The sequence below is a fragment of the Paraburkholderia rhynchosiae genome, from assembly GCF_002879865.1.
GTDB lineage: Bacteria > Pseudomonadota > Gammaproteobacteria > Burkholderiales > Burkholderiaceae > Paraburkholderia > Paraburkholderia rhynchosiae.
The window spans coordinates 110,758-129,979 of record NZ_PNXY01000002.1 but is presented as its reverse complement, the minus strand read 5'-3'; the positions used below and the strand labels follow the sequence as shown (position 1 = coordinate 129,979).

The 19,222-nt window shown below is 64.4% G+C and carries 12 protein-coding genes; 5 read left to right on the top strand and 7 right to left on the bottom strand.

The window, feature by feature from the left end; genetic code table 11:
- Nucleotides 1–16: 16 nt before the first annotated feature.
- Nucleotides 17–2,857: a YadA-like family protein gene (locus C0Z16_RS02915; RefSeq protein WP_407070650.1), complete on the top strand. Its 2,841-nt coding sequence runs from the start codon at nucleotides 17–19 to the stop codon at nucleotides 2,855–2,857.
- A gap of 315 nt (nucleotides 2,858–3,172) precedes the next feature.
- Here the strand turns inward: C0Z16_RS02915 and hrpA are convergent, their stop codons facing one another.
- The gene (gene hrpA / locus C0Z16_RS02905) at nucleotides 3,173–7,573 is read right to left on the bottom strand and encodes an ATP-dependent RNA helicase HrpA (protein ID WP_102630733.1); all 4,401 of its coding nucleotides are present in this window, start codon (nucleotides 7,571–7,573) and stop codon (nucleotides 3,173–3,175) included.
- Nucleotides 7,574–7,596: 23 nt separating this feature from the next.
- Between hrpA and argA the strand changes: the two genes are divergently transcribed.
- From argA to proP, 3 genes are all read left to right on the top strand, one after another.
- The gene (gene argA, locus C0Z16_RS02900; protein WP_020065469.1) at nucleotides 7,597–8,985 is read left to right on the top strand and encodes an amino-acid N-acetyltransferase; all 1,389 of its coding nucleotides are present in this window, start codon (nucleotides 7,597–7,599) and stop codon (nucleotides 8,983–8,985) included.
- A gap of 118 nt (nucleotides 8,986–9,103) precedes the next feature.
- Nucleotides 9,104–9,379: an oxidative damage protection protein gene (locus C0Z16_RS02895; RefSeq protein WP_073427523.1), complete on the top strand. Its 276-nt coding sequence runs from the start codon at nucleotides 9,104–9,106 to the stop codon at nucleotides 9,377–9,379.
- A 721-nt stretch (nucleotides 9,380–10,100) separates the two neighbouring features.
- Nucleotides 10,101–11,570 carry a glycine betaine/L-proline transporter ProP gene (gene proP, locus C0Z16_RS02890; RefSeq protein ID WP_102630732.1) on the top strand — a complete coding sequence of 490 codons (1,470 nt, stop codon included), beginning with the start codon at nucleotides 10,101–10,103 and terminating at the stop codon, nucleotides 11,568–11,570.
- A 206-nt stretch (nucleotides 11,571–11,776) separates the two neighbouring features.
- Here proP and C0Z16_RS02885 read toward each other — a convergent pair whose 3' ends face one another.
- The 5 genes from C0Z16_RS02885 to C0Z16_RS02865 all read right to left on the bottom strand — a co-directional run bounded on the left by C0Z16_RS02885 (nucleotide 11,777) and on the right by C0Z16_RS02865 (nucleotide 17,751).
- Entirely contained in the window at nucleotides 11,777–12,265 is a 489-nt protein-coding gene (locus tag C0Z16_RS02885; protein ID WP_102630731.1) for a metallophosphoesterase family protein, read from the bottom strand.
- A gap of 92 nt (nucleotides 12,266–12,357) precedes the next feature.
- Entirely contained in the window at nucleotides 12,358–13,179 is an 822-nt protein-coding gene (locus tag C0Z16_RS02880) for a hypothetical protein (protein WP_102630730.1), read from the bottom strand.
- 2 nt (nucleotides 13,180–13,181) lie between these two features.
- Nucleotides 13,182–13,757 carry a TMEM175 family protein gene (locus C0Z16_RS02875; protein WP_102630729.1) on the bottom strand — a complete coding sequence of 192 codons (576 nt, stop codon included), beginning with the start codon at nucleotides 13,755–13,757 and terminating at the stop codon, nucleotides 13,182–13,184.
- A gap of 148 nt (nucleotides 13,758–13,905) precedes the next feature.
- Nucleotides 13,906–15,306 (bottom strand): FAD-containing oxidoreductase, encoded by a 1,401-nt coding sequence (locus tag C0Z16_RS02870; RefSeq protein ID WP_102630728.1) that lies wholly within the window; start codon nucleotides 15,304–15,306, stop codon nucleotides 13,906–13,908.
- Between the two features lie 147 nt (nucleotides 15,307–15,453).
- Nucleotides 15,454–17,751 carry a putative bifunctional diguanylate cyclase/phosphodiesterase gene (locus tag C0Z16_RS02865; RefSeq protein ID WP_102630727.1) on the bottom strand — a complete coding sequence of 766 codons (2,298 nt, stop codon included), beginning with the start codon at nucleotides 17,749–17,751 and terminating at the stop codon, nucleotides 15,454–15,456.
- A 251-nt stretch (nucleotides 17,752–18,002) separates the two neighbouring features.
- Between C0Z16_RS02865 and C0Z16_RS02860 the strand changes: the two genes are divergently transcribed.
- Entirely contained in the window at nucleotides 18,003–18,605 is a 603-nt protein-coding gene (locus C0Z16_RS02860) for a lysozyme inhibitor LprI family protein (RefSeq protein WP_102630726.1), read from the top strand.
- 15 nt (nucleotides 18,606–18,620) lie between these two features.
- Here the strand turns inward: C0Z16_RS02860 and C0Z16_RS02855 are convergent, their stop codons facing one another.
- Entirely contained in the window at nucleotides 18,621–19,175 is a 555-nt protein-coding gene (locus C0Z16_RS02855; RefSeq protein ID WP_102630725.1) for a nucleoside deaminase, read from the bottom strand.
- Between the last annotated feature and the right edge of the window lie 47 nt (nucleotides 19,176–19,222).

Below are 19,222 nucleotides of genomic sequence, written 5' to 3'. Positions count from 1 at the left end.
GGCAAGCAGCAGCGCCTTGAACTCTGTCGCGCTTGGTCATGCCGCCAGGGCGTCGAGCAACAATGCGTTTGCGGGCGGTCCATCGGCCAACGCGGCGGGCGACAATTCGATCGCGCTCGGCTACGCGGCAAACACCACGGGGCTGAATTCGGTTGCGCTCGGCTACGCGGCAAACAGCAGCGCCCTGAACTCGGTTGCGCTCGGGTACGCCGCCACGGCGTCAAGCAACAACGCGTTTGCCAGTGGTGCATCCGCTAACGCGGCGGGCGACAACTCGACGGCACTCGGCTATGCGGCAAGCACCACCGCCCTGAACTCCGTTGCGCTCGGCTACGCCGCCACGGCGTCGAACAACAACGCGTTTGCCGGCGGTCCATCCGCCAGCGCCGCGGGCGACAACTCGACGGCACTCGGCTACGCGGCAAGCACCACCGCCCTGAACTCCGTCGCGCTCGGCTACGCCGCCACGGCGTCGAACAACAACGCGTTTGCCGGCGGTCCATCGGCCAACGCGGCGGGCGACAATTCGACGGCACTCGGCTATGCGGCAAGCACCACCGCCCTGAACTCCGTTGCGCTCGGCTACGCCGCCACGGCGTCGAATAACAACGCGTTTGCCGGCGGTCCATCCGCGAGCGCGGCGGGCGACAACTCGACGGCACTCGGCTACGCGGCAAGCACCACCGCCCTGAACTCCGTTGCGCTCGGCTACGCCGCCACGGCGTCCGCGGACAACAGCGTCGCACTCGGCTCCCGGTCCACAACGAATGCGGATCTCAATAAGCCGGCCTACGTGCCCGCCCGTGCCAATGCCGCGACAATAGCCGGCGCCGCCGCAAGGGGCGAAGTATCGGTCGGCTCCGTCGACAAGGAGCGCCGTCTGACGAATGTCGCAGCGGGTGCCGACCAGACCGACGCCGTCAACGTCAGCCAGTTGAAGGCGGTCGACAGCAAGGTCGACGCCATTTCGCAAAGCGGCACCCAGCACTACTTCAAGGCCGAAGGCATCGCAGACGGGACGGACGACGCCGTAGCGAGCGGCACGCACGCCGTCGCAAGCGGGGTGCTTGCCACAGCATGGGGCAACAACGCCACAGCGCTCGGCGCCAACTCCACTGCCGCGGGAACGGGTGCCGTCGCGCTCGGCGCATACGCCTCCGCAACGTCGGCTGGCAGCGTCTCCCTTGGTTATGCCGCCGTTGCCAACAACGCGGACTCGATTGCCATCGGCCATGACGCTTACGCGTCGGCTGACGGTTCGGTAGCCTTGGGCCAAGGTTCGCTGGCGGACCGTCCCAACACAGTTTCGGTCGGATCGAAGAACAAGGAACGCCAGATAACGAACGTTGCGGCCGGCACGGCAGGCACCGACGCTGTCAACGTAAGTCAGCTCAATACGGTCGTCGGCAACGCATCGCGCTATTTCAAGGCGAATGGCGCCAATGACGACACGGACGAGGCGAGTTCGATTGGAGACCGTGCCGTCGCGGTCGGCAGCAGCGCCCTTGCAAGCGGGCCTCAGGCCGTAGCCGTCGGCGCAAGCGCCAAGGCGACGGGTGACTACTCGATTGCAGTGGGGAACGGGGCTACTGCCACTGACTGGAATTCGGTCGCGGTAGGAGCGGGTGCAATGGCAACGGCCCCGGGATCGACTGCGTTGGGCAGTGCATCCGCCACCGGCATTTACTCGGTGGCGCTCGGCCACAGTGCATCGGCCAATGGTCCCGGCGCCGTCGCTGTGGGCACCGGCGCCAGCGCCCCGAACGAATATGGCGTCGCGATCGGTCATTTCGCGAACGCCGGGGACGCGGGTTCCGTGGCACTGGGCCGTATGGCGGAGGCGCAGGCGGAGAACTCCGTAGCACTCGGCCAGCAATCGATCGCGGATCGGATCAATACCGTTTCCGTCGGCTCCGCTGGCAACGAACGCCAGATCACCAACGTCGCGGCCGGTACCGACGATACCGACGCCGTCAACGTCAGCCAGTTGAAAGCCGTGAGCAGTCAGGGCGCCGCCACCGCCGCCAGGCTCGACGGTGCGGTGATGTACGACCAGAACGCCGATGGCAGCGTCAACAAGAACAGCGTGACGCTCGGCGGCGACACAGCGAGTGGCGGCACCACTATCCATAACGTCGCGGCAGGTGTCGACGCTTCCGATGCCGTCAACGTCGGTCAACTGACCGCAGCCATTACCGGCGTCGTCAATAACGCCGTCGTCAACGCGGCGAATCCGCTCTTTAGCGGCGAAGGCAACCGCGATACCGAAGGCGCGGTGTCATCCGGCGCGCACTCAGTGGCTGCCGGCGCGAACGCGCAGGCCACCGGCGTCAACGCGGCCGCAATCGGCGCGAACGCCATCGCGAGCGGTAACAACGCGACCGCTCTCGGCGCGGCGGCCACCGCCAGCGCCGGGAACTCCGTGGCATTGGGCCAGGGCTCGGTCGCGGATCGGGCGAACACGGTATCGGTTGGTGCGGCGGGTCAGGAGCGCCAGATTGCCAATGTCGCCGCCGGCGTGCAGGGCACCGATGCGGTCAACGTCAATCAGTTGCAGCAGGGCGTGAGCGGCGCGGTCGGCCAGGCGAAGAGCTACACGGACGACCAGATCCGCTCCGCCCGACGCGACTCCTACGGCGGCACGGCGTCGGCGTTAGCCATGGCCGGCCTGCCTCAAGCTGTGCTGGCCGGTCACGGCATGGTCGCGATGGCGGGCGGCACTTATGGCGGCCAGTCGGCGCTAGCCATCGGCGTGTCGCAGTTGTCGGAAACCGGCAAGTGGGTCTACAAGCTGCAAGGCACCACGGACTCGCGCGGCCAGTTCGGCGCGTCGGTCGGTGCGGGCATGCACTGGTAAGGCGAGCCACAGGCCTGGCGCATTGCTGTCCTGGGCCGCAATGCGCTGTCATCTGGACGTAGTCAGCAAAGAGGCGCAGGCCCGGCTCCGCGCTGCGCATCTTTGCGCGTGATGCACTCCTTAAAGGGAGCGTGTCACGCGCTTTTTTCAGCGCGGCATAAACAAGGAAAATGGGCAAGGCGAGCAAAACGCGAAAACCGTGTCTTGGCGCCGCAGGCATAGCGGAGCTGCAGCGCCCAAGACACAGCCGACCTGCAACGACTCCGGCACAGCGCGAACCGCATCACTTGCCCCGCGCCGCGCTCTGTTCCTCACTCACCGCTGCATCGAATCCCACACCTTATAAAGCCGCTTGACGGACACCGGCATCGGCGTGCGCAACTCCTGCGCGAACAGCGAAACGCGCAACTCCTCCAGCAGCCAGCGGAACTCGGACAGGCGCGCGTCCGGCACGCCACCGCGCTGCGCAACGGCGCGCTGATAGTTCTGCAACAACGGGTGGAATTCCGCGAACTGCCGGGCATCGCGCGCGGGGTCCGCCTTCAACTTGTCGACGCGCAATCCAATGCCCTTCAGATAGCGCGGAAAATGCGTGAGCTGCGAGTACGGCGTATCGACCAAGAATCGCTTGCCGATCAGTGCGTCGAGCTGATTCTGCATGTCCGCATGTGCGGCCGTGAACGACTTCGCCTGTACCAGCTTCTTCAGCACCGTCGCGTATTCGCCGAGAATCTGTCCGATCAGCCGCGCGATTTCCTGAGCCAGCAACGTCAGCCGGCTACGCCCTTCATCACGGCGCGTATGGAAACTGACGTCATCGTCCGGTAACGGGTCTTGCAGGCAGGCGCGGTCGAGCGCGGTGTCGATCAACTGATCGCGCAATTCCTCTTGCGTGCCGCGCGTCATGAACTGCATTGCCATTTCGCGCAAGCCCGGCAGATTTTTCTCCAGATACTTGATCGGCTCCTTCAACTGCAACGCGAATAATCGGCGCAACCCAGCCCGATGAATCCGTGCGGCCTCGTCCGGCGAATCGAACACCTCGACGTCGCAATGCGTGCCGCGATCCACGAGAGCCGGGTAGCCGAACAGCGTCTGCCCGCCACGGCGAATTTCAAGCAGATCAGGCAGCTTGCCGAAGTTCCACGTGGTCAGCTTCTCGTACAGCGCCGTGCCCGCCACGCCGCCTTGCGACGCCGTCTGCGGCCCCATCGCCGCAGCACCCTTTCCCCGCGGTGCCGCACTGCTCGACGCGGGCGCCGCCGCCGCATCCGTCTGCGAACCCGCGGCGTCGGCCAACGCCGCACCGGCCGCGCTCGACGCGATCTTCTGAAAATGCTGCTGCGCCTGGCCGCCGAGTTCCGCGCGCAATTGCGACAGATTGCGGCCCATCGCGAGCTGCCGCCCGTGTTCGTCGATGACCTTGAAGTTCATGAACAGATGCGGCGGCAGCGTTTCGAGCTTGAAGTCCGACTGCTTCAGCGCGATCTGCTTCTGCTCGCGAATATCGGCGATCAGCGCTTCGAGCAAACCGCCCGCCGCAAAACGCGGCGCGCCATGCCGGTCGACAAAACCGGCTGCATATTCCGGCAGCGGTACGCAATGACGCCTCAGCTTCTGCGGCAAGGACTTGAGCAGCAGTTGCGTCTTCTCCTTCAGCATGCCGGGCACCAGCCATTCGCAGCGTCGCGCGTCGACCTGGTTGAGCGCGTAGAGCGGCACGGCGAGCGTGACGCCGTCGCGCGGCGAACCGGGCTCGAAGTGATAAGTGAGCGCCATTTCGACGCCCGACATCGTCATCCGTTTCGGGAACAGGTCGGTCGTCACGCCGGCGGCTTCGTGCCGCATCAGATCGTCGCGCGACAGATACAGCAGGCGCAGCTTGTCTTCCGGCTGACCGCTCTTCTTTACTTCATCGCGGTACCAGCGCTCGAACGACGCGCCGGTGTAAATGCCCTTCGGCAGCGCCTGATCGTAGAACGCGAAAATCAGTTCATCGTCGACGAGCACGTCCTGGCGGCGCGACTTGTGTTCCAGTTGCTCGATGTCGGCGAGCAGCTTACGGTTGTGCGCGAAAAAAACCAGCTTCGTGTCGAATTCGCCTTCGACAAGCGCGCCGCGAATGAAGAGTTCCCGCGCTCGCACCGGATCCTGTTTGCCGAAGCTCACGCGCCGCCGCTGATAGATCGGCAGCCCGTACAGCACCGCGCGCTCGAATGCGGACACCTGCGCCGCACGCTTTTCCCAATGTGGCTCGGAGAGCGATTTCTTCAGCAGATGCGCGCCGATTTTCTCAATCCACTCCGGCTCGATCTTCGCGATACACCGCGCGTACAGACGGCTCGTCTCCACCAGTTCCGCAGCCATCGCCCACTTGCCCGCCTTCTTCACGAGCGCGGAGCCGGGCCACAAATAGAACTTGATGCCGCGTGCGCCGAGGTAATACGGCTCGTCGTCGGCTTTCAGTCCGATGTTGCCGAGCAGGCCCGTCAGCAGCGCAAGATGGATCTGCTCGAACGTCGCTTCCGCTTCGTTCAGACGCCAGCCGTGTTCGCGCACTACCGTCAGCAGTTGCGAATGCACGTCGCGCCATTCGCGCAGACGCAATTGCGACAGGAAGTTCTTGCGGCATTCCTCGTGCAATTGCTTGTTCGACTTCTTGTGCGCGATCGCCTCTTCGAACCAGTTCCAGATTTTCAGCCACTGCAGAAATTCCGAGCGCTCGTCGGCAAAACGGCGATGCGCCTGGTCGGCCTGCTCCTGCGCCTCGATCGGCCGGTCGCGCGGGTCCTGCACTGACAACGCGCTCGCGATGATTAGCACTTCCTTCAGCGATTGCTGATCGCGCGCGGCGAGAATCATCCGGCCGACGCGCGGGTCCAGCGGCAGACGCGCGAGTTCGCGGCCAAGCGGCGTGAGCTGGTTGTCGTCGTCGACGGCGCCGAGTTCATTGAGCAGTTGATAACCGTCGGCGATCGCGCGGCCGGGCGGCGGCTCGATAAACGGAAACGTCTCGATGGCCGTCAGATGCAGCGACTTCATGCGCAGAATCACCGACGCCAACGACGAGCGCAAAATCTCCGGATCAGTAAAGCGAACGCGGCCCTGATAATCGCTCTCGTCGTAGAGGCGAATGCAGATACCGTCGGCCACGCGCCCGCAGCGCCCTGCCCGCTGATTCGCGGCGGCCTGCGAGATCGATTCGACCTGCAACTGCTCGACCTTGTTGCGATACGAGTAGCGCTTCACGCGCGCGAGACCGCTGTCGACCACATAGCGAATACCCGGCACGGTCAGCGACGTCTCGGCCACGTTGGTCGCGAGCACGATGCGCCGCGCGTTGGACGTGCGGAACACGCGCTCCTGATCGGCGGCCGAGAGGCGCGCGAACAGCGGCAGGATTTCCGTATGCGGCGGATGGTGTTTGCGCAGCGCCTCGGCGGCGTCGCGAATTTCGCGCTCGCCCGGGAGGAACACGAGCACGTCGCCGGGCCCTTCGCGACACAGTTCGTCGACGGCATCGACAATCGCTTCCATCAGATCGCGATCGCGCTCTTTACCGGATTCGCGCTGGGTTTTCGGGCGTTCACGCGAGGACGATGCGCCTGATGTGCCTTGCGCCGCTTTCACAGCAGGGCTGTCTTCAACGACCGGACGATAGCGCACTTCCACCGGATACAGCCGCCCGCTCACTTCGATCACCGGCGCGGGCTTTTCCCCGCTGCCGAAGTGACGCGCGAAACGATCTGCGTCGATCGTCGCCGAGGTCACGATCAGCTTCAGATCGGGGCGCTTGACGAGAATTTCCTTCAGGTAGCCGAGCAGAAAGTCGATGTTCAGACTACGCTCGTGCGCCTCGTCGATGATCAGCGTGTCATACGCTTTCAGCAGCGGATCGGTCTGCGTTTCGGCGAGCAGAATGCCGTCGGTCATCAGCTTGACCGATGCGCCCGGCGACAGATTGTCGGTGAAGCGCACTTTGTAGCCGACCACTTCGCCGAACGGCGTGCCGAGCTCCTCGGCGATGCGCCGACCCGTCGCCGACGCGGCGATACGGCGCGGCTGCGTGTGCCCAATGAGACCCGAGCCGCCCGCGCCGAGGCCGCGCCCCAAAGCGAGGCAGATTTTCGGCAACTGCGTGGTCTTGCCGGAGCCGGTTTCGCCCGACACGATTACCACCTGATTTTCTGCGATCGCTTTCGCGATCTCGTCGCGACGGCCGGAGACGGGCAGCGCTTCGGGGAAGGTGATCGGCGGAATGGGATTCGGCTGGACGACGCGCGGCTCGCGTCTGGTGCGGGGCTCGCGTGGTTCGCGTTCGGCGCGCGATTCGCCGGGCTCCCGTGGCCCGTTCGGCGCGTTCGACCCACGCCGCTGTCCCGGCTCGCGCGGCGAATGTTGGTGCGATTGCTTGCCGGATTGCGGCCGCTCAGGTTGCGCGCCCGGCAAGTTTTTTTCAAGCGGCGAACGTTGTTGGCGCGGCCCGGCCTCATCGCGCCCCACATCCTTCACCGTGCGCGACGGATTTTTCTCTTTCGAAGACGCCTGCGCGCCTCCACCGGCGCGATGCGGCTCGCGCCCCTTGCGAGGCGCGTCCGGGTTGCCGGGGTTCGCGTCCATTTCAGGACGGCGCTTCGCGTCGCCGGCGTTCGTCTGATCGACGGCCGGCGCCGCATTCTCGTTCGCCGCGGCGGGACTTTTGGGTACATTCGACATGGGGGCGCATTATAATCCCCGGCATGAATTCCCAAACCGACCTCGTCCCCGCGCCCGCGAGCGTTCCGGCCCCCGCTGGAGCAACGGAAAACCTCGCACAGCACGCCCAATTCGTCGACTGGATGCGCTCGGTCGCCCCTTATATCCACGCGTTCCGGAACAAGACGTTTGTCGTCGGTTTCGGCGGCGAAGTGGTGCATCAGGGGCTCCTGAATGCGCTCGTGTCGGATATCGCGCTGTTGCAGGCCATGGGCATCCAGATCGTGCTGGTGCACGGCTCGCGTCCGCAGGTCGAAGAGCAGATGAGTCTGCACGGCGTCGAGTCGGAGTTTTCGCACGGCATGCGCATTACCGACGCACGCGCGCTGGAATCCGCGAAAGAAGCGGCCGGCGAAGTGCGTCTGGATATCGAGGCGGCCATCAGCCAGGGCTTGCCGAACACGCCGATGGCGCACGCGCACATTAGCGTTGTGTCGGGCAACTTCGTGACGGCGAGGCCGGTCGGCATTCTGGACGGCGTGGACTTCGCGCACACGGGTGTGGTCCGCAAGATCGACGCCGATTCGATCCGCCATTCGCTCGCAAGCCGCAAGCTCGTGCTGCTGTCGCCGCTCGGCTTCTCGCCCACCGGCGAGGCCTTCAATCTGGCAATGGAAGACGTCGCCTCCGCCGCCGCGATCGCGCTGCGCGCCGACAAGATCGTGTTCCTGACCGAAACGCCCGGCCTCATGCAAGCCGGCGAAGACGGCACCGAACTGATCCGCGAACTCTCGCTCGACGACGCCTACAAGCTGCACGAAAGCGGCGAAGTCACCGGCGACGCGGGCTTCTATCTGAAGCACTCGATCCGCGCGTGCCGCGGCGGCGTGGCGCGGGCGCACATCATCCCTTACGCGCTCGACGGCAGCTTGCTGCTCGAACTGTTCCTGCACGACGGCGTGGGCACGATGATCTCGTACGAGAATCTCGAAAGCCTGCGCGAAGCCACACCGGACGACGTCGGCGGCATTCTCGCGCTGATCGAGCCGCTGGAATCCGACGGCACGCTCGTGCGGCGCGGCCGACATCAGATCGAACGCGACATCGACCATTTCTCGGTGATCGAGCACGATGGCGTGCTGTTCGGTTGCGCGGCGCTGTATCCGTACACGCAGGAGCGCATCGGCGAAATGGCGTGCCTGACGGTCGCGCCCGAAGCGCAAGGCACCGGCGACGGCGAGCGCCTGCTCAAGCGCATCGAGCAACGCGCGCGGGCACGCGGCCTCACGCGCATTTTCGTGCTGACCACGCGCACCGAACACTGGTTCCTGAAGCGCGGCTTCGTCAAGGTCACGGTCGACGATCTGCCGGAAGACCGCCGCCGACTCTACAACTGGCAGCGCAAATCGCTCGTGCTGATGAAACAGCTATGAAACAGCTCTGAGCGGCCCCATATAAAGCGACTGCCCCACAATTGATTCAATAACCATTTTTATGGGACCGGAGTAAGTGTTGAAGCACTAACTCCGGTCGACACAGGAGAAGCACAGCATGACTCGTATGGTTCAATGCGCGAAGCTCGGCAAGGAAGCCGAAGGCCTCGATTTCCCGCCGCTGCCGGGCGAACTCGGCAAGCGGATCTACGAAAGCATTTCCAAAGAAGCGTGGCAGGCCTGGTTGAAGCAGCAAACCATGCTGATCAACGAAAACCGTCTGAACATGGCCGATCCGCGCGCGCGCCAGTATCTGATGAAGCAGACCGAAAAGTTCTTCTTCGGCGAAGGCGCGGACACGGCGCAGGGGTATGTGCCGCCGTCGGCCGAGTGAGCGTTTTGCGCTTGCCGCCGCATGAATGAAATCCGCGCCTCGTGCGCGGATTTTTTTGGCGTGCAGGTTCGGCAAAACCGTTCGGCAAACCGTTCGAGAAAACTCTCCAAACGGTACATTTTGAAGCCGTTTTAAACTTTTTCCAGACCCCGGCGATCCGCCGGATGCCCCGTCGGGCAAGGGATTGAGCACGTCGCCCCCGTCAGGCTGGCGCAACCGGGTTTGCACGATCCTCTGTCATCGTGCTAACATGTGCGTCGTTTCAACAGCAATTCACCTTCATTCGCGTTCGGTTGTCGTTGCGACTCGCATGTGCCAACACTGCGTGAGTCCGCTGAATCGAACAGTTTTATACAAGAAGGCTTGTCGGTCGTTTCTCCGTTTGAGGTTGTCCTGAGGGCCATCCCACGCGGCGAATAAAGCACCGGCCTTTTTCGTTTCGAGCCTTCCAGTGGCGCAGGTCCGGTTCCAGCCGCGCGCGTCCTCATGCATCTGCCCCCCTTCCACGGCCACGCAGGTGCAACAGTCAGCACAATCTAGACGAGTGTTTTTTCGCGACCTGGCTCGCGAGGCATGGGCATTTGCTGCGTTTCACTTTTAACGCGCGCCCACTCTTTCGCCCTCGCGGTGCAAGACGCCATCGCCCCGTTTGCGAAACTGCACTTCCAGCAACCGTGGCGGAACGCATCATGAGTTTCGTCGCAGTCATCGGAGTTTTACCTTGACCGCTTCCAGCAACGGCTTCTGGCGACATCACAAAGAAGAACAACGCCTTTCTCTCGACGACATCACCGTCGTCGACAACTCTCTCCTCAAGCGGGCCGTCGGCGCCATGGCGCTCGGCAACGCAATGGAATGGTTCGATTTCGGCGTGTACAGCTACATCGCTGTCACGCTCGGCAAAGTGTTCTTTCCGTCGTCGAGCCCGTCCGCCCAGTTGATCGCCACCTTCGGCACCTTCGCTGCGGCGTTTCTCGTACGGCCGGTTGGCGGCATGGTGTTCGGACCGCTCGGCGATCGCATCGGCCGTCAGCGCGTGCTCGCCATGACCATGATCATGATGGCGCTCGGCACGTTCGCGATCGGCCTGATCCCGAGCTACGGGGCGATCGGCATTCTCGCGCCGGTGCTGCTGCTGGTGGCGCGTCTCGTGCAAGGCTTTTCGACCGGAGGAGAATACGGGGGCGCCGCGACCTTCATCGCCGAATTCGCTACGGACAAGCGGCGGGGCTTCATGGGCAGCTTCCTCGAGTTCGGCACGCTGATCGGCTACGTGCTCGGCGCGGGCACGGTCGCCGTGCTGACCGCGACGCTGTCGAACGACGCGCTGCTGTCGTGGGGCTGGCGTGTGCCGTTCCTGATCGCCGGTCCGCTCGGTCTGATGGGTCTGTACATCCGGATGAAGCTCGAAGAAACGCCCGCGTTCAAGAAGCAGGCCGAGCAACGCGAAGCCGAAGACAAGGCGCTGCCGAAGCAATCGTTTCGCGACCTGCTCGTGCAGCAATGGAAGCCGCTGCTGCTGTGCGTGGGTCTCGTGCTGATCTTCAACGTAACCGACTACATGGCGCTCTCGTATCTGCCGAGCTACCTGTCGGCCACGCTGCACTTCAACGAATCGCACGGCCTCTTCATCGTGCTGATCGTGATGGTGCTGATGATGCCGATGACGCTCGCAGCCGGCCGTCTGTCGGACGCGATCGGCCGCAAGCCGGTGATGCTGTTCGGCTGCGTGGGTCTGTTCGCGCTCTCGATCCCCGCCCTGCTTCTGATCCGCGTGGGCACTGTGCTGCCGGTGTTCGCCGGCCTGATGATTCTCGGCGTGCTGCTGTCGTGCTTTACGGGCGTGATGCCGTCGGCGCTGCCCGCGCTGTTCCCGACGAAGATCCGTTATGGCGCGCTGGCCATCGGCTTCAACATTTCGGTGTCGCTGTTCGGCGGTACGACGCCGCTGATGACCGCATGGCTCGTCGAGCGTACCGGCAATCTGATGATGCCCGCGTATTACCTGATGGGCGCGTCGCTGATCGGCATCGTCTCGGTGATTGCGCTGCGCGAAACCGCCCGCAAGCCGCTGCTCGGCTCGGGCCCGTGCGTGGCGACGCGCGCGGAAGCGCACGCGGTGCTGCGCGGCGAACGTGAAGCCGAAGAGATGGACGAAGGTTATGCAGCGACCGCTACGGCGCGTGCGTGATTGGATGATTACGCGGGGCGCGTTTGCCCGGTTGCCGGGCTGCGGGAGGCACGGTGATCGCGATGGCGCGAACAGGGCAATAGCGCGGTAATCGCATTCGCCGCCGCAACCGCAGCGATGGCAGTGCTCACAATAATTAGCCGCGCGGCTCATCAGGTTTTAAAAAAGTAGCTCGCAACGGGCCGGCAAATTTGCCGGCCCGTTTTCTATTGCACAAGCAAATCGAATCTCGCATGCACCCGCGCACCTTCGACCGTCAGGATGCCAGCGGAAACCGGCAGCTTGAAACGGCGCGGCCCTGCGCTGCCCGGATTGACGAACAGCACGCCGTCGCGCTCGCTGATCGACGGCTTGTGCGAGTGGCCCGTCACCACGACACGGATGTCATCTTTACGCGGATCGCCACGCACATCGGCGATGTCGTGGACGACCAGAATCGCGACCTGCTGCACGGTCAGCGTCGCATGTGTCGGCAGCGATGCGGCCCACTCGCCCGTGTCGTTGTTGCCGCGTACGACGGTTAGCGGCGCAATCTGCGCGAGCGCGTCGAGCACAGCCTGATTGCAGATGTCGCCCGCATGGATGATGGCGTCGCAGCCCGCGAGATAGTCGAGCGCTTCCGGGCGCACAAGGTTGTGCGTGTCGGAGATCAAGCCGATGCGGCTCGGCGGCAAAGCTTGGGCACGTGAAGTCATGACGACAGTATCCGCGAAGCTCGGGCTTGCTCGCAAACCGGAGGCGAGTCGGGCGCAGACGGTCGCACACAAGCGCCGGCAAATTGATCCACTTAATCCACCGGCTGCCGCAACGAAGTCTCAGGCGATGAAGCGTCACGCGACCTGGCTCGCACCGGCCGCCTTGCGTCCAGCATCCGCCGCGTCGCCCCATGCACCACAATCGAAACCACCGACGCGCACGCAAAACTCAGCCACACGCCATAGCCCGGCAGCAGCGCGGCGGTCACGGCAAAGAACGCTGCAAACGAGCCGCGCCCGATCACCATGCCGCGCATCAGCAAAGCGACGAAATCCGCGCCATGCGCGCGCTGCGCCGACACCGCGAGCACGATGCCAAGCAACGGAAACACCGAGAGCAGACCGCTCCACGTCGGGCCCATCGAAGCGGACAACGTCGTGACCGCCAGCGTCAGCAGCGCACCGGCGAGCATGCGCACGGCCAGCTCGGCGAGGGCGAGGCGCGCGGCCGGCACGTGCCCCGTCACGCGCGGCAAGCCGTTCTGCGAGACCGCCACGGCAACGCCGGCGGCGGCCACCGCCAACGCCGGCGAGCGAGGCAAATGTGTGAGCAACATTGCGACGGCCATCCACCCGCTCATGCCCACTGCCAACGCAAGGGGCCACGACAAGCGGCGGCAGGTCCACGCGTAAGCCAGGTTAAATGCTTCCGACGCGGCGATCGCCGCAATGGACGCGGCCGACGCCTGCGCCGCGAACGACGGCCCGCGCTCCAGTGCCAGCAGCAGCACGATCGGTTCGGCGACGACCGGCAAGCCCGCAAGCCACCCCGCTACCGACGGTCCCCACATGCGTCCCGCCACTGTCAACGCGGCGAGAAAAGCCGGCACGAGCGCGAGCTTCAACGCCAGCACGCTCAGGCTTCCAGCACGTGTTCGATACGCCGGTCCGGCACCAGCCACCATACGGCAGCGAGCGCATAAAGCGCCGCCGATATCCACGGCGCGACAAAGGCGAGCACGATGCCCGCCAGATACACCGCCACCGACACCTTGCCCTTGAAGTCATTGCCCACCGCTTTTGCGAGAGTCGAGTCGCGGCCGTGCTCGCGGATCAACGTACGCGTCAGAATGAAATATGCAATCGCCGCCATGAACAGCACGGCGCCATACATTGCCGTCGGCCACGAGGCCAGATGATTCTCTCCGACCCAATGCGTGACCGCGGGCAGCAGCGACAACCAGAAGAGCAGATGCAGATTGGCCCACAGCACGGCGCCGTTGACCCTCTGCACCGTATGGAACATGTGATGGTGATTGTTCCAGTAGATGCCCACGTAAACGAAGCTCAGCACATAGGCGCCGAACACCGGCAAGAGCGGACGCAGCGCGGCTAGATCGAAGCCTTCCGGCACCTTGATTTCGAGCACCATGATCGTGATGATGATAGCGATCACGCCATCGCTGAAGGCTTCGACGCGTCCCTTGCCCATCGGCTGTTCCTCGAGTGAATGCGGCGCAATACGATTAAATGCGCTTGAAATGCGCTTGAATGCGGCCCGTCTGCATCCCGCGAACGACCCGCGCCGCCGGCGATTATCGGCGATGCCGCGACGCTTTGTCGATGCAAGCCACGCCGTTTTACTTCAGCGGCTTCAGGCCATCGAGCAAGGTCGGCACCAGTTCGCTGATGGTCGGGTGAATGTGCATCGCGTATTGCAATGTCGGATACGGCACGCCCGCCGTCATGATGTCGATGAACGTGTGAATCGCCTCGTCGCCTTCAACGCCGTGAATCGCCGCGCCGAGAATCTGTTTGCTTTGGGCGTCGGCCAGCACCTTCATAAAGCCCTCCGTTTCGCCCCGTTCGCGGGCACGGCCCACGCGCGACATCGGCATTGTCGCGATCAGCGCATCGCGGCCGCTCTTGCGCACGTCATCTTCCGAGAGCCCGACGCGGGCGAGCGGAGGATCGACGAACACCGCGTACGCCATGATCCGCGTGTCGACGGTGCGCGCGCCGCCGTCGAGCAGGTTGGCCGCGACGATGTGGTAATCGTCGTAGGACGTATGCGTGAAGGCGCCCCGTCCGTTGATGTCACCGATCGCCCACACGCCCGGCACGCTGGTTCGCAACTGGCCGTCCACCGCAATGGTGCCGTGCCGGTCTGTCTCGATGCCGGCGGCGGCGAGGCCGAGGTCATCGGTATTCGGTTCACGTCCGGTCGCAAAGAGCAGATGTGACGCTTCGAGCGCCGGCACGTTCTGCTCGAAGCCGATACACACTTCGTCCTCGCGATGCGGATGCGGCTCGACACGCGAAGGCTGCAAGCCGAAACGGAATTCGACGCCTTCGCGGGCCAGCACGTTCTGCACGGACTCGGCCAAGTCGGCGTCCTCCCGCGTGAGCACGCGATCGCCGCGGACCAGAACCGTCACTTCGCTGCCGAAGCGGCGAAACACCTGCGCGAATTCGAGCGCGATATAACTGCCGCCCACGATCACCAGCCGGCTCGGCAACTCGGCGATATCGAGCAGACTCGAATTGGTGTAGTAGCGGATTCGCTCGATGCCTTCGAGTGGCGGCACGACAGCGCGGGTGCCGGTATTGAGGAAGATTTCGTCCGCACTCAGTTCCTGCAGCACACTCCCGTCGGGCGCGCTGACGGCAAGCGTCTTTGGACCGGTGAAGCGCGCATGGCCGTTGAACACGGTGACGTTGTACGTACCGCGCAGCCATGTCTCCACGCCGTCGCGCGACTGCCCGATGATTTTGTCCTTGCGCGCCTTGACCGCGGCGAGATCCACGCTGACGGTGCCGCCCACATGCACGCCGAGCCGCGCGGCATGGCGCGCCACGTGCGCCGCGCGGGCGCTGGCCACATACGCCTTGGTCGGCGTGCAGCCGACGTTCACGCAAGTCCCGCCGAAGGCCGCGCGTTCAATGACCGCCGTGCGGCGGCCGCTTTCGCCAAGACGCACGGCGAGCGGCGCGCCGCCCTGTCCCGTGCCGATAACAACCGCGTCGAAGTGCTGTGCCATGGCAACTCTCCTGAGGGCTCGCGTGCAGGTCGTTGCATCTTACGCTCAGTCTCCTGCACCTTGTGCCCCGCTGCCAGTGGGCGGCGAATTGCTGCGGATTTCTGGCGGCATCGCGGCCTCGCGGCACGCAGCAATGCGCGGCGCAGATCAGGTCGCCGCATACGCGTGCGCGAGCGCACGGGCATATGCGCTTGCCCCGACTGGCCGGCTGTACAGGTAGCCCTGCTGCTTGTCGCAATCGATCGAGCGGAGAAACGCCGCCTGCTCGGGCGTCTCCACGCCTTCCGCGGTGACGTTCATGCCGAGGGAATGGGCCATTGCCACCACGGCCTGCGTGATTGCGATCGAATCGCGATGATCCGGTAGACCCGCCACAAAAGACCGGTCGATCTTCAGGTTATGCAGCGGAAAGCGCTTCAGATACGACAGCGACGAATAGCCGGTGCCGAAGTCATCGACGGAAATGCGCACGCCCGTCGCGCTCAGCGCGAGCAACATGGGCAGCACGGTGTCGCTATCGCTCATCAACAGACGCTCGGTAATTTCGAGTTCGAGCGCCGCCGGCTCGAGCCCGGACTGTTCGAGACAGCGCTTGATCCGCTCGACCAGACCGTCGTTGAATTGGCGCGGCGACAGGTTCACCGCCACGATCAGATCTGGCGCGAGCGTGCGCCGCCATTGCGCGGCCTGCTCGCAGGCACGCGCGAGCACCCAGTCGCCCATTTCGACGATCAGGCCCGCGTCTTCCGCGACCGGAATGAACTCGGCCGGCGACACATTGCCGAGTTCGCTGTTGTACCAGCGCAGCAGCGCCTCTGCGCCGATGGTCCGCCCAGCGTGACTATCCACAATCGGCTGATATACGAGACTCAGTTCCTCCGCGGCCAGCGCGCGACGCAGCGACTGCTCGATCACGAAGCGCCGCTGCAACTGCTGATTGAGCTCGGCGGTGAAGAACTGGAAGTTGTTGCGGCCGCGCTGCTTCGCGTGATACATCGCGGAGTCGGCGTTGCGCATCAGCGTCGGCGCGTCCTGGCCGTCTTCGGGAAAGCGGCTGATGCCGATCGACGCGCCCAGGTAATACTCGTTATCCGCCACGGCGAACGGCACCGCGATCTCATCGAGAATATGGCGCGCCAACTCGATCAGCTGCTCGTTGTTCTCGCAGGCGCTGACCACGATCACGAACTCGTCGCCGCCTACTCGCGCGAGCGTGTCGTCCGGCCCGACAGATCCCGCGAGCCGTTCGGCGACGCTGCGCAGCAATGCGTCGCCGGCCTCGTGACCGGCCGTGTCGTTGACCTTCTTGAATCCATCGAGATCGACGAACAGCAGCGCGACGCTCGCGAGGTCGCCAGTGCCGTTCGGACCACCCGGCGCGAAAAGGCTGTTCATCCGCTCGGTCAGATAGGCGCGGTTGTAGAGCCCGGTGAGCGAATCGCGAGTGGCCAGGAATTTGAGCTGGCGCTGCGCCTCGCGCACGGGCCCGATGTCGGTGAACGAAATCAGCACCGCATCAGGCCTGGTTTCGCCCGGTTTGATGATCGGCACCACGTTCTCGGTAATCCAGATGATCTCGCCGTTCACCAGCTCGAGCGCGAGCGTGACGTCGAGCATCGGCTTGCCGGTATCCAGCACCTGAGCGGTGGGCCGCTCATCTTCGGAGAAGGGGGAGCCGTCCTCGTGAAACCCGCGCACCATCACCGTGCGGATGCTGCGTCCGATGATCTGCGGCCCCGTGCCGAGCATGCGCTGCGCGCTCGGATTGCAGGCCAGCACGATGCCCGCGCGCGACTGCACGACAATGCCCTCGATCAGATGATCGACCACGATCCGGTGATGCTCCTCGCTGTGCGCGAGGCGCTGCGCCATGGCGTTCTGATGCACGGCGAGCCCGACGCTGCGGCCGATGTCGCGCAGCATCGTCTCTTCCTGCGCGGTTGGCCGGCGCGGCTCGCGGTGATAGACGGCGAACGCGCCCAGCACGAGGCCGGCGTCGTTCTGGAACGGTACCGACCAGCACGCGCGCAAGCCGAGCGGCAACGCAAGCTCGCGGAACTCCGCCCACAGCGGGTCCGTCTCGATGTCCTCGACGACGACAAGCCGCCGCTCGTGCATCGCGGTGCCGCAAGAGCCCGCGCACGGACCGATCGGCACACCGTCGATCGCCGCGCTGAAATGCGCCGGCAGCGACGGCGCACCGCCCATTTTCAGGTGCACGCCGTCTTCGTCGAGCAACAGGATCGAGCAGCACGCACCCGCACCCAGCAGCGCTTCCGCACGGCGGCAGACTTCATCCAGTAATTCCGGCAGCGGTGTGTTGCAGGTAATCAACCGCAGCACGCTGCGCTCCGACGCCAGCACCTCTTCGGCCAGATCCGGCCGGTAACGGCTACCTTCGGGCGTCGCTCCCACCTTCATGCGTGATGTCGCTTCGCGAGTCATATGTGCGCCCCCCAACCCAACATCGGCAAGATTGTGCAAGCAGCGCATCAGGGTATACCCGCGAAATGCCAGGAAAATCCGCAATCAGCGCTTTGAGTTGCCGTGCCTTGAACTATTGCGGCGTCGCTTGGACCGCTCAAGGCAATATCTTGTAACCACTTACCTGAAGTGCCGCGTTTTTCCGGCGTCCGCGTGACGAGCGATCGGATGATCATCCGTTGCATGAGAAACCATGCATCGCGTGAGCCGCAATGAAAAACCTTCGCCCCGTTCTGATCGCCGCGCTGCTGATCGCGCATTCGCCCGCTCATGCCACGAGCTTTAACTGCAACAAGGGACGCTCGCTGACCGAAAAGATGATCTGCAACGACCCAGCGCTGTCGCGGCTCGACGACACGTTGGGACAACTCTACTGGAAAGCGCGCCGAAGAGTGACCGACCGGCGCGGCTTCATCACCGACAGCGACAGCAAGTGGGCGTGGCGCGAAGCCAATTGCCGGGACACGGTCTGCCTCGGAACGTGGTACGCGACGCGTATCGAAGAGCTGCAGCGGTTGACCGTGAGCGTGCAGGCCGGGGCGTCGGGGGCGCCCGTCGATGAGGTCAAGCCCGCGGATACGGTGACGCCCGCGCAGCAGGATAGCCCGCGCAAGCCTTTGCCGGCACCTGCATCGGCGCCGGCACCGGCGCCTTCGCGCATTGAAACCGCGAGGCTTCAATGCACGGCCGCGCGTCCCGGCATCGTGATAGGCGAGCAATGCTCGACCGTGATCAGGCAGAACGGCAGTCAGTGGAAATATCGGCCCCATGGCGGCGACTGGTTCTGCGGCGTCGCGATGCTTGGGCACACCTAGCCGAACCTGGCGACGCTAGCGGCTATTCCAGAACCTGCGCTGAACCGCCATCACCTCGGCCTCGATTTCGGTCACCGGGCCGATCACTTCGACGCGCTTCTGGCAATGATCGAAGACATAGCGGCAATCCACGCTCATCGTCGGATTCTCGGCGTGATCGCCGGTCGCTTCCAGCAAGCGCTTCTCTGTCATGCCGAACACGACCCGGCCGATGTTCGCCCAGTACATCGTGCCCGCGCACATGCAGCACGGCTCGACCGATGTGTACAGCGTGCAACTCCACAAATACGCCGGCGTGAAATTCAGCGCCGCCACGCGAGCGAGCACCGACTCCGCGTGATTGACCGTGTCGACGTTGCCCTGCTCCATCAACACGGTTTCCTGATCCGGGCCGACCAGCACCGCGCCGAACGGATGATGTCCCAGCAAGGTCGCCCGCTCGGCTATCCGGCTCGAATGCCGCAGATGCCGCACAATCTGCTCATGCGTGGGCGTCAAGCCCTGCGGCGGAAACCCGTCGGCATCGGCGGCGGCGCCGGCTGAGGTTTCGTTCGAAACGGTCAGACTCACGGGCGATCTCCTTTCGCTGTAGTGGGGTTGTAGTGGGGTTCTAGTGG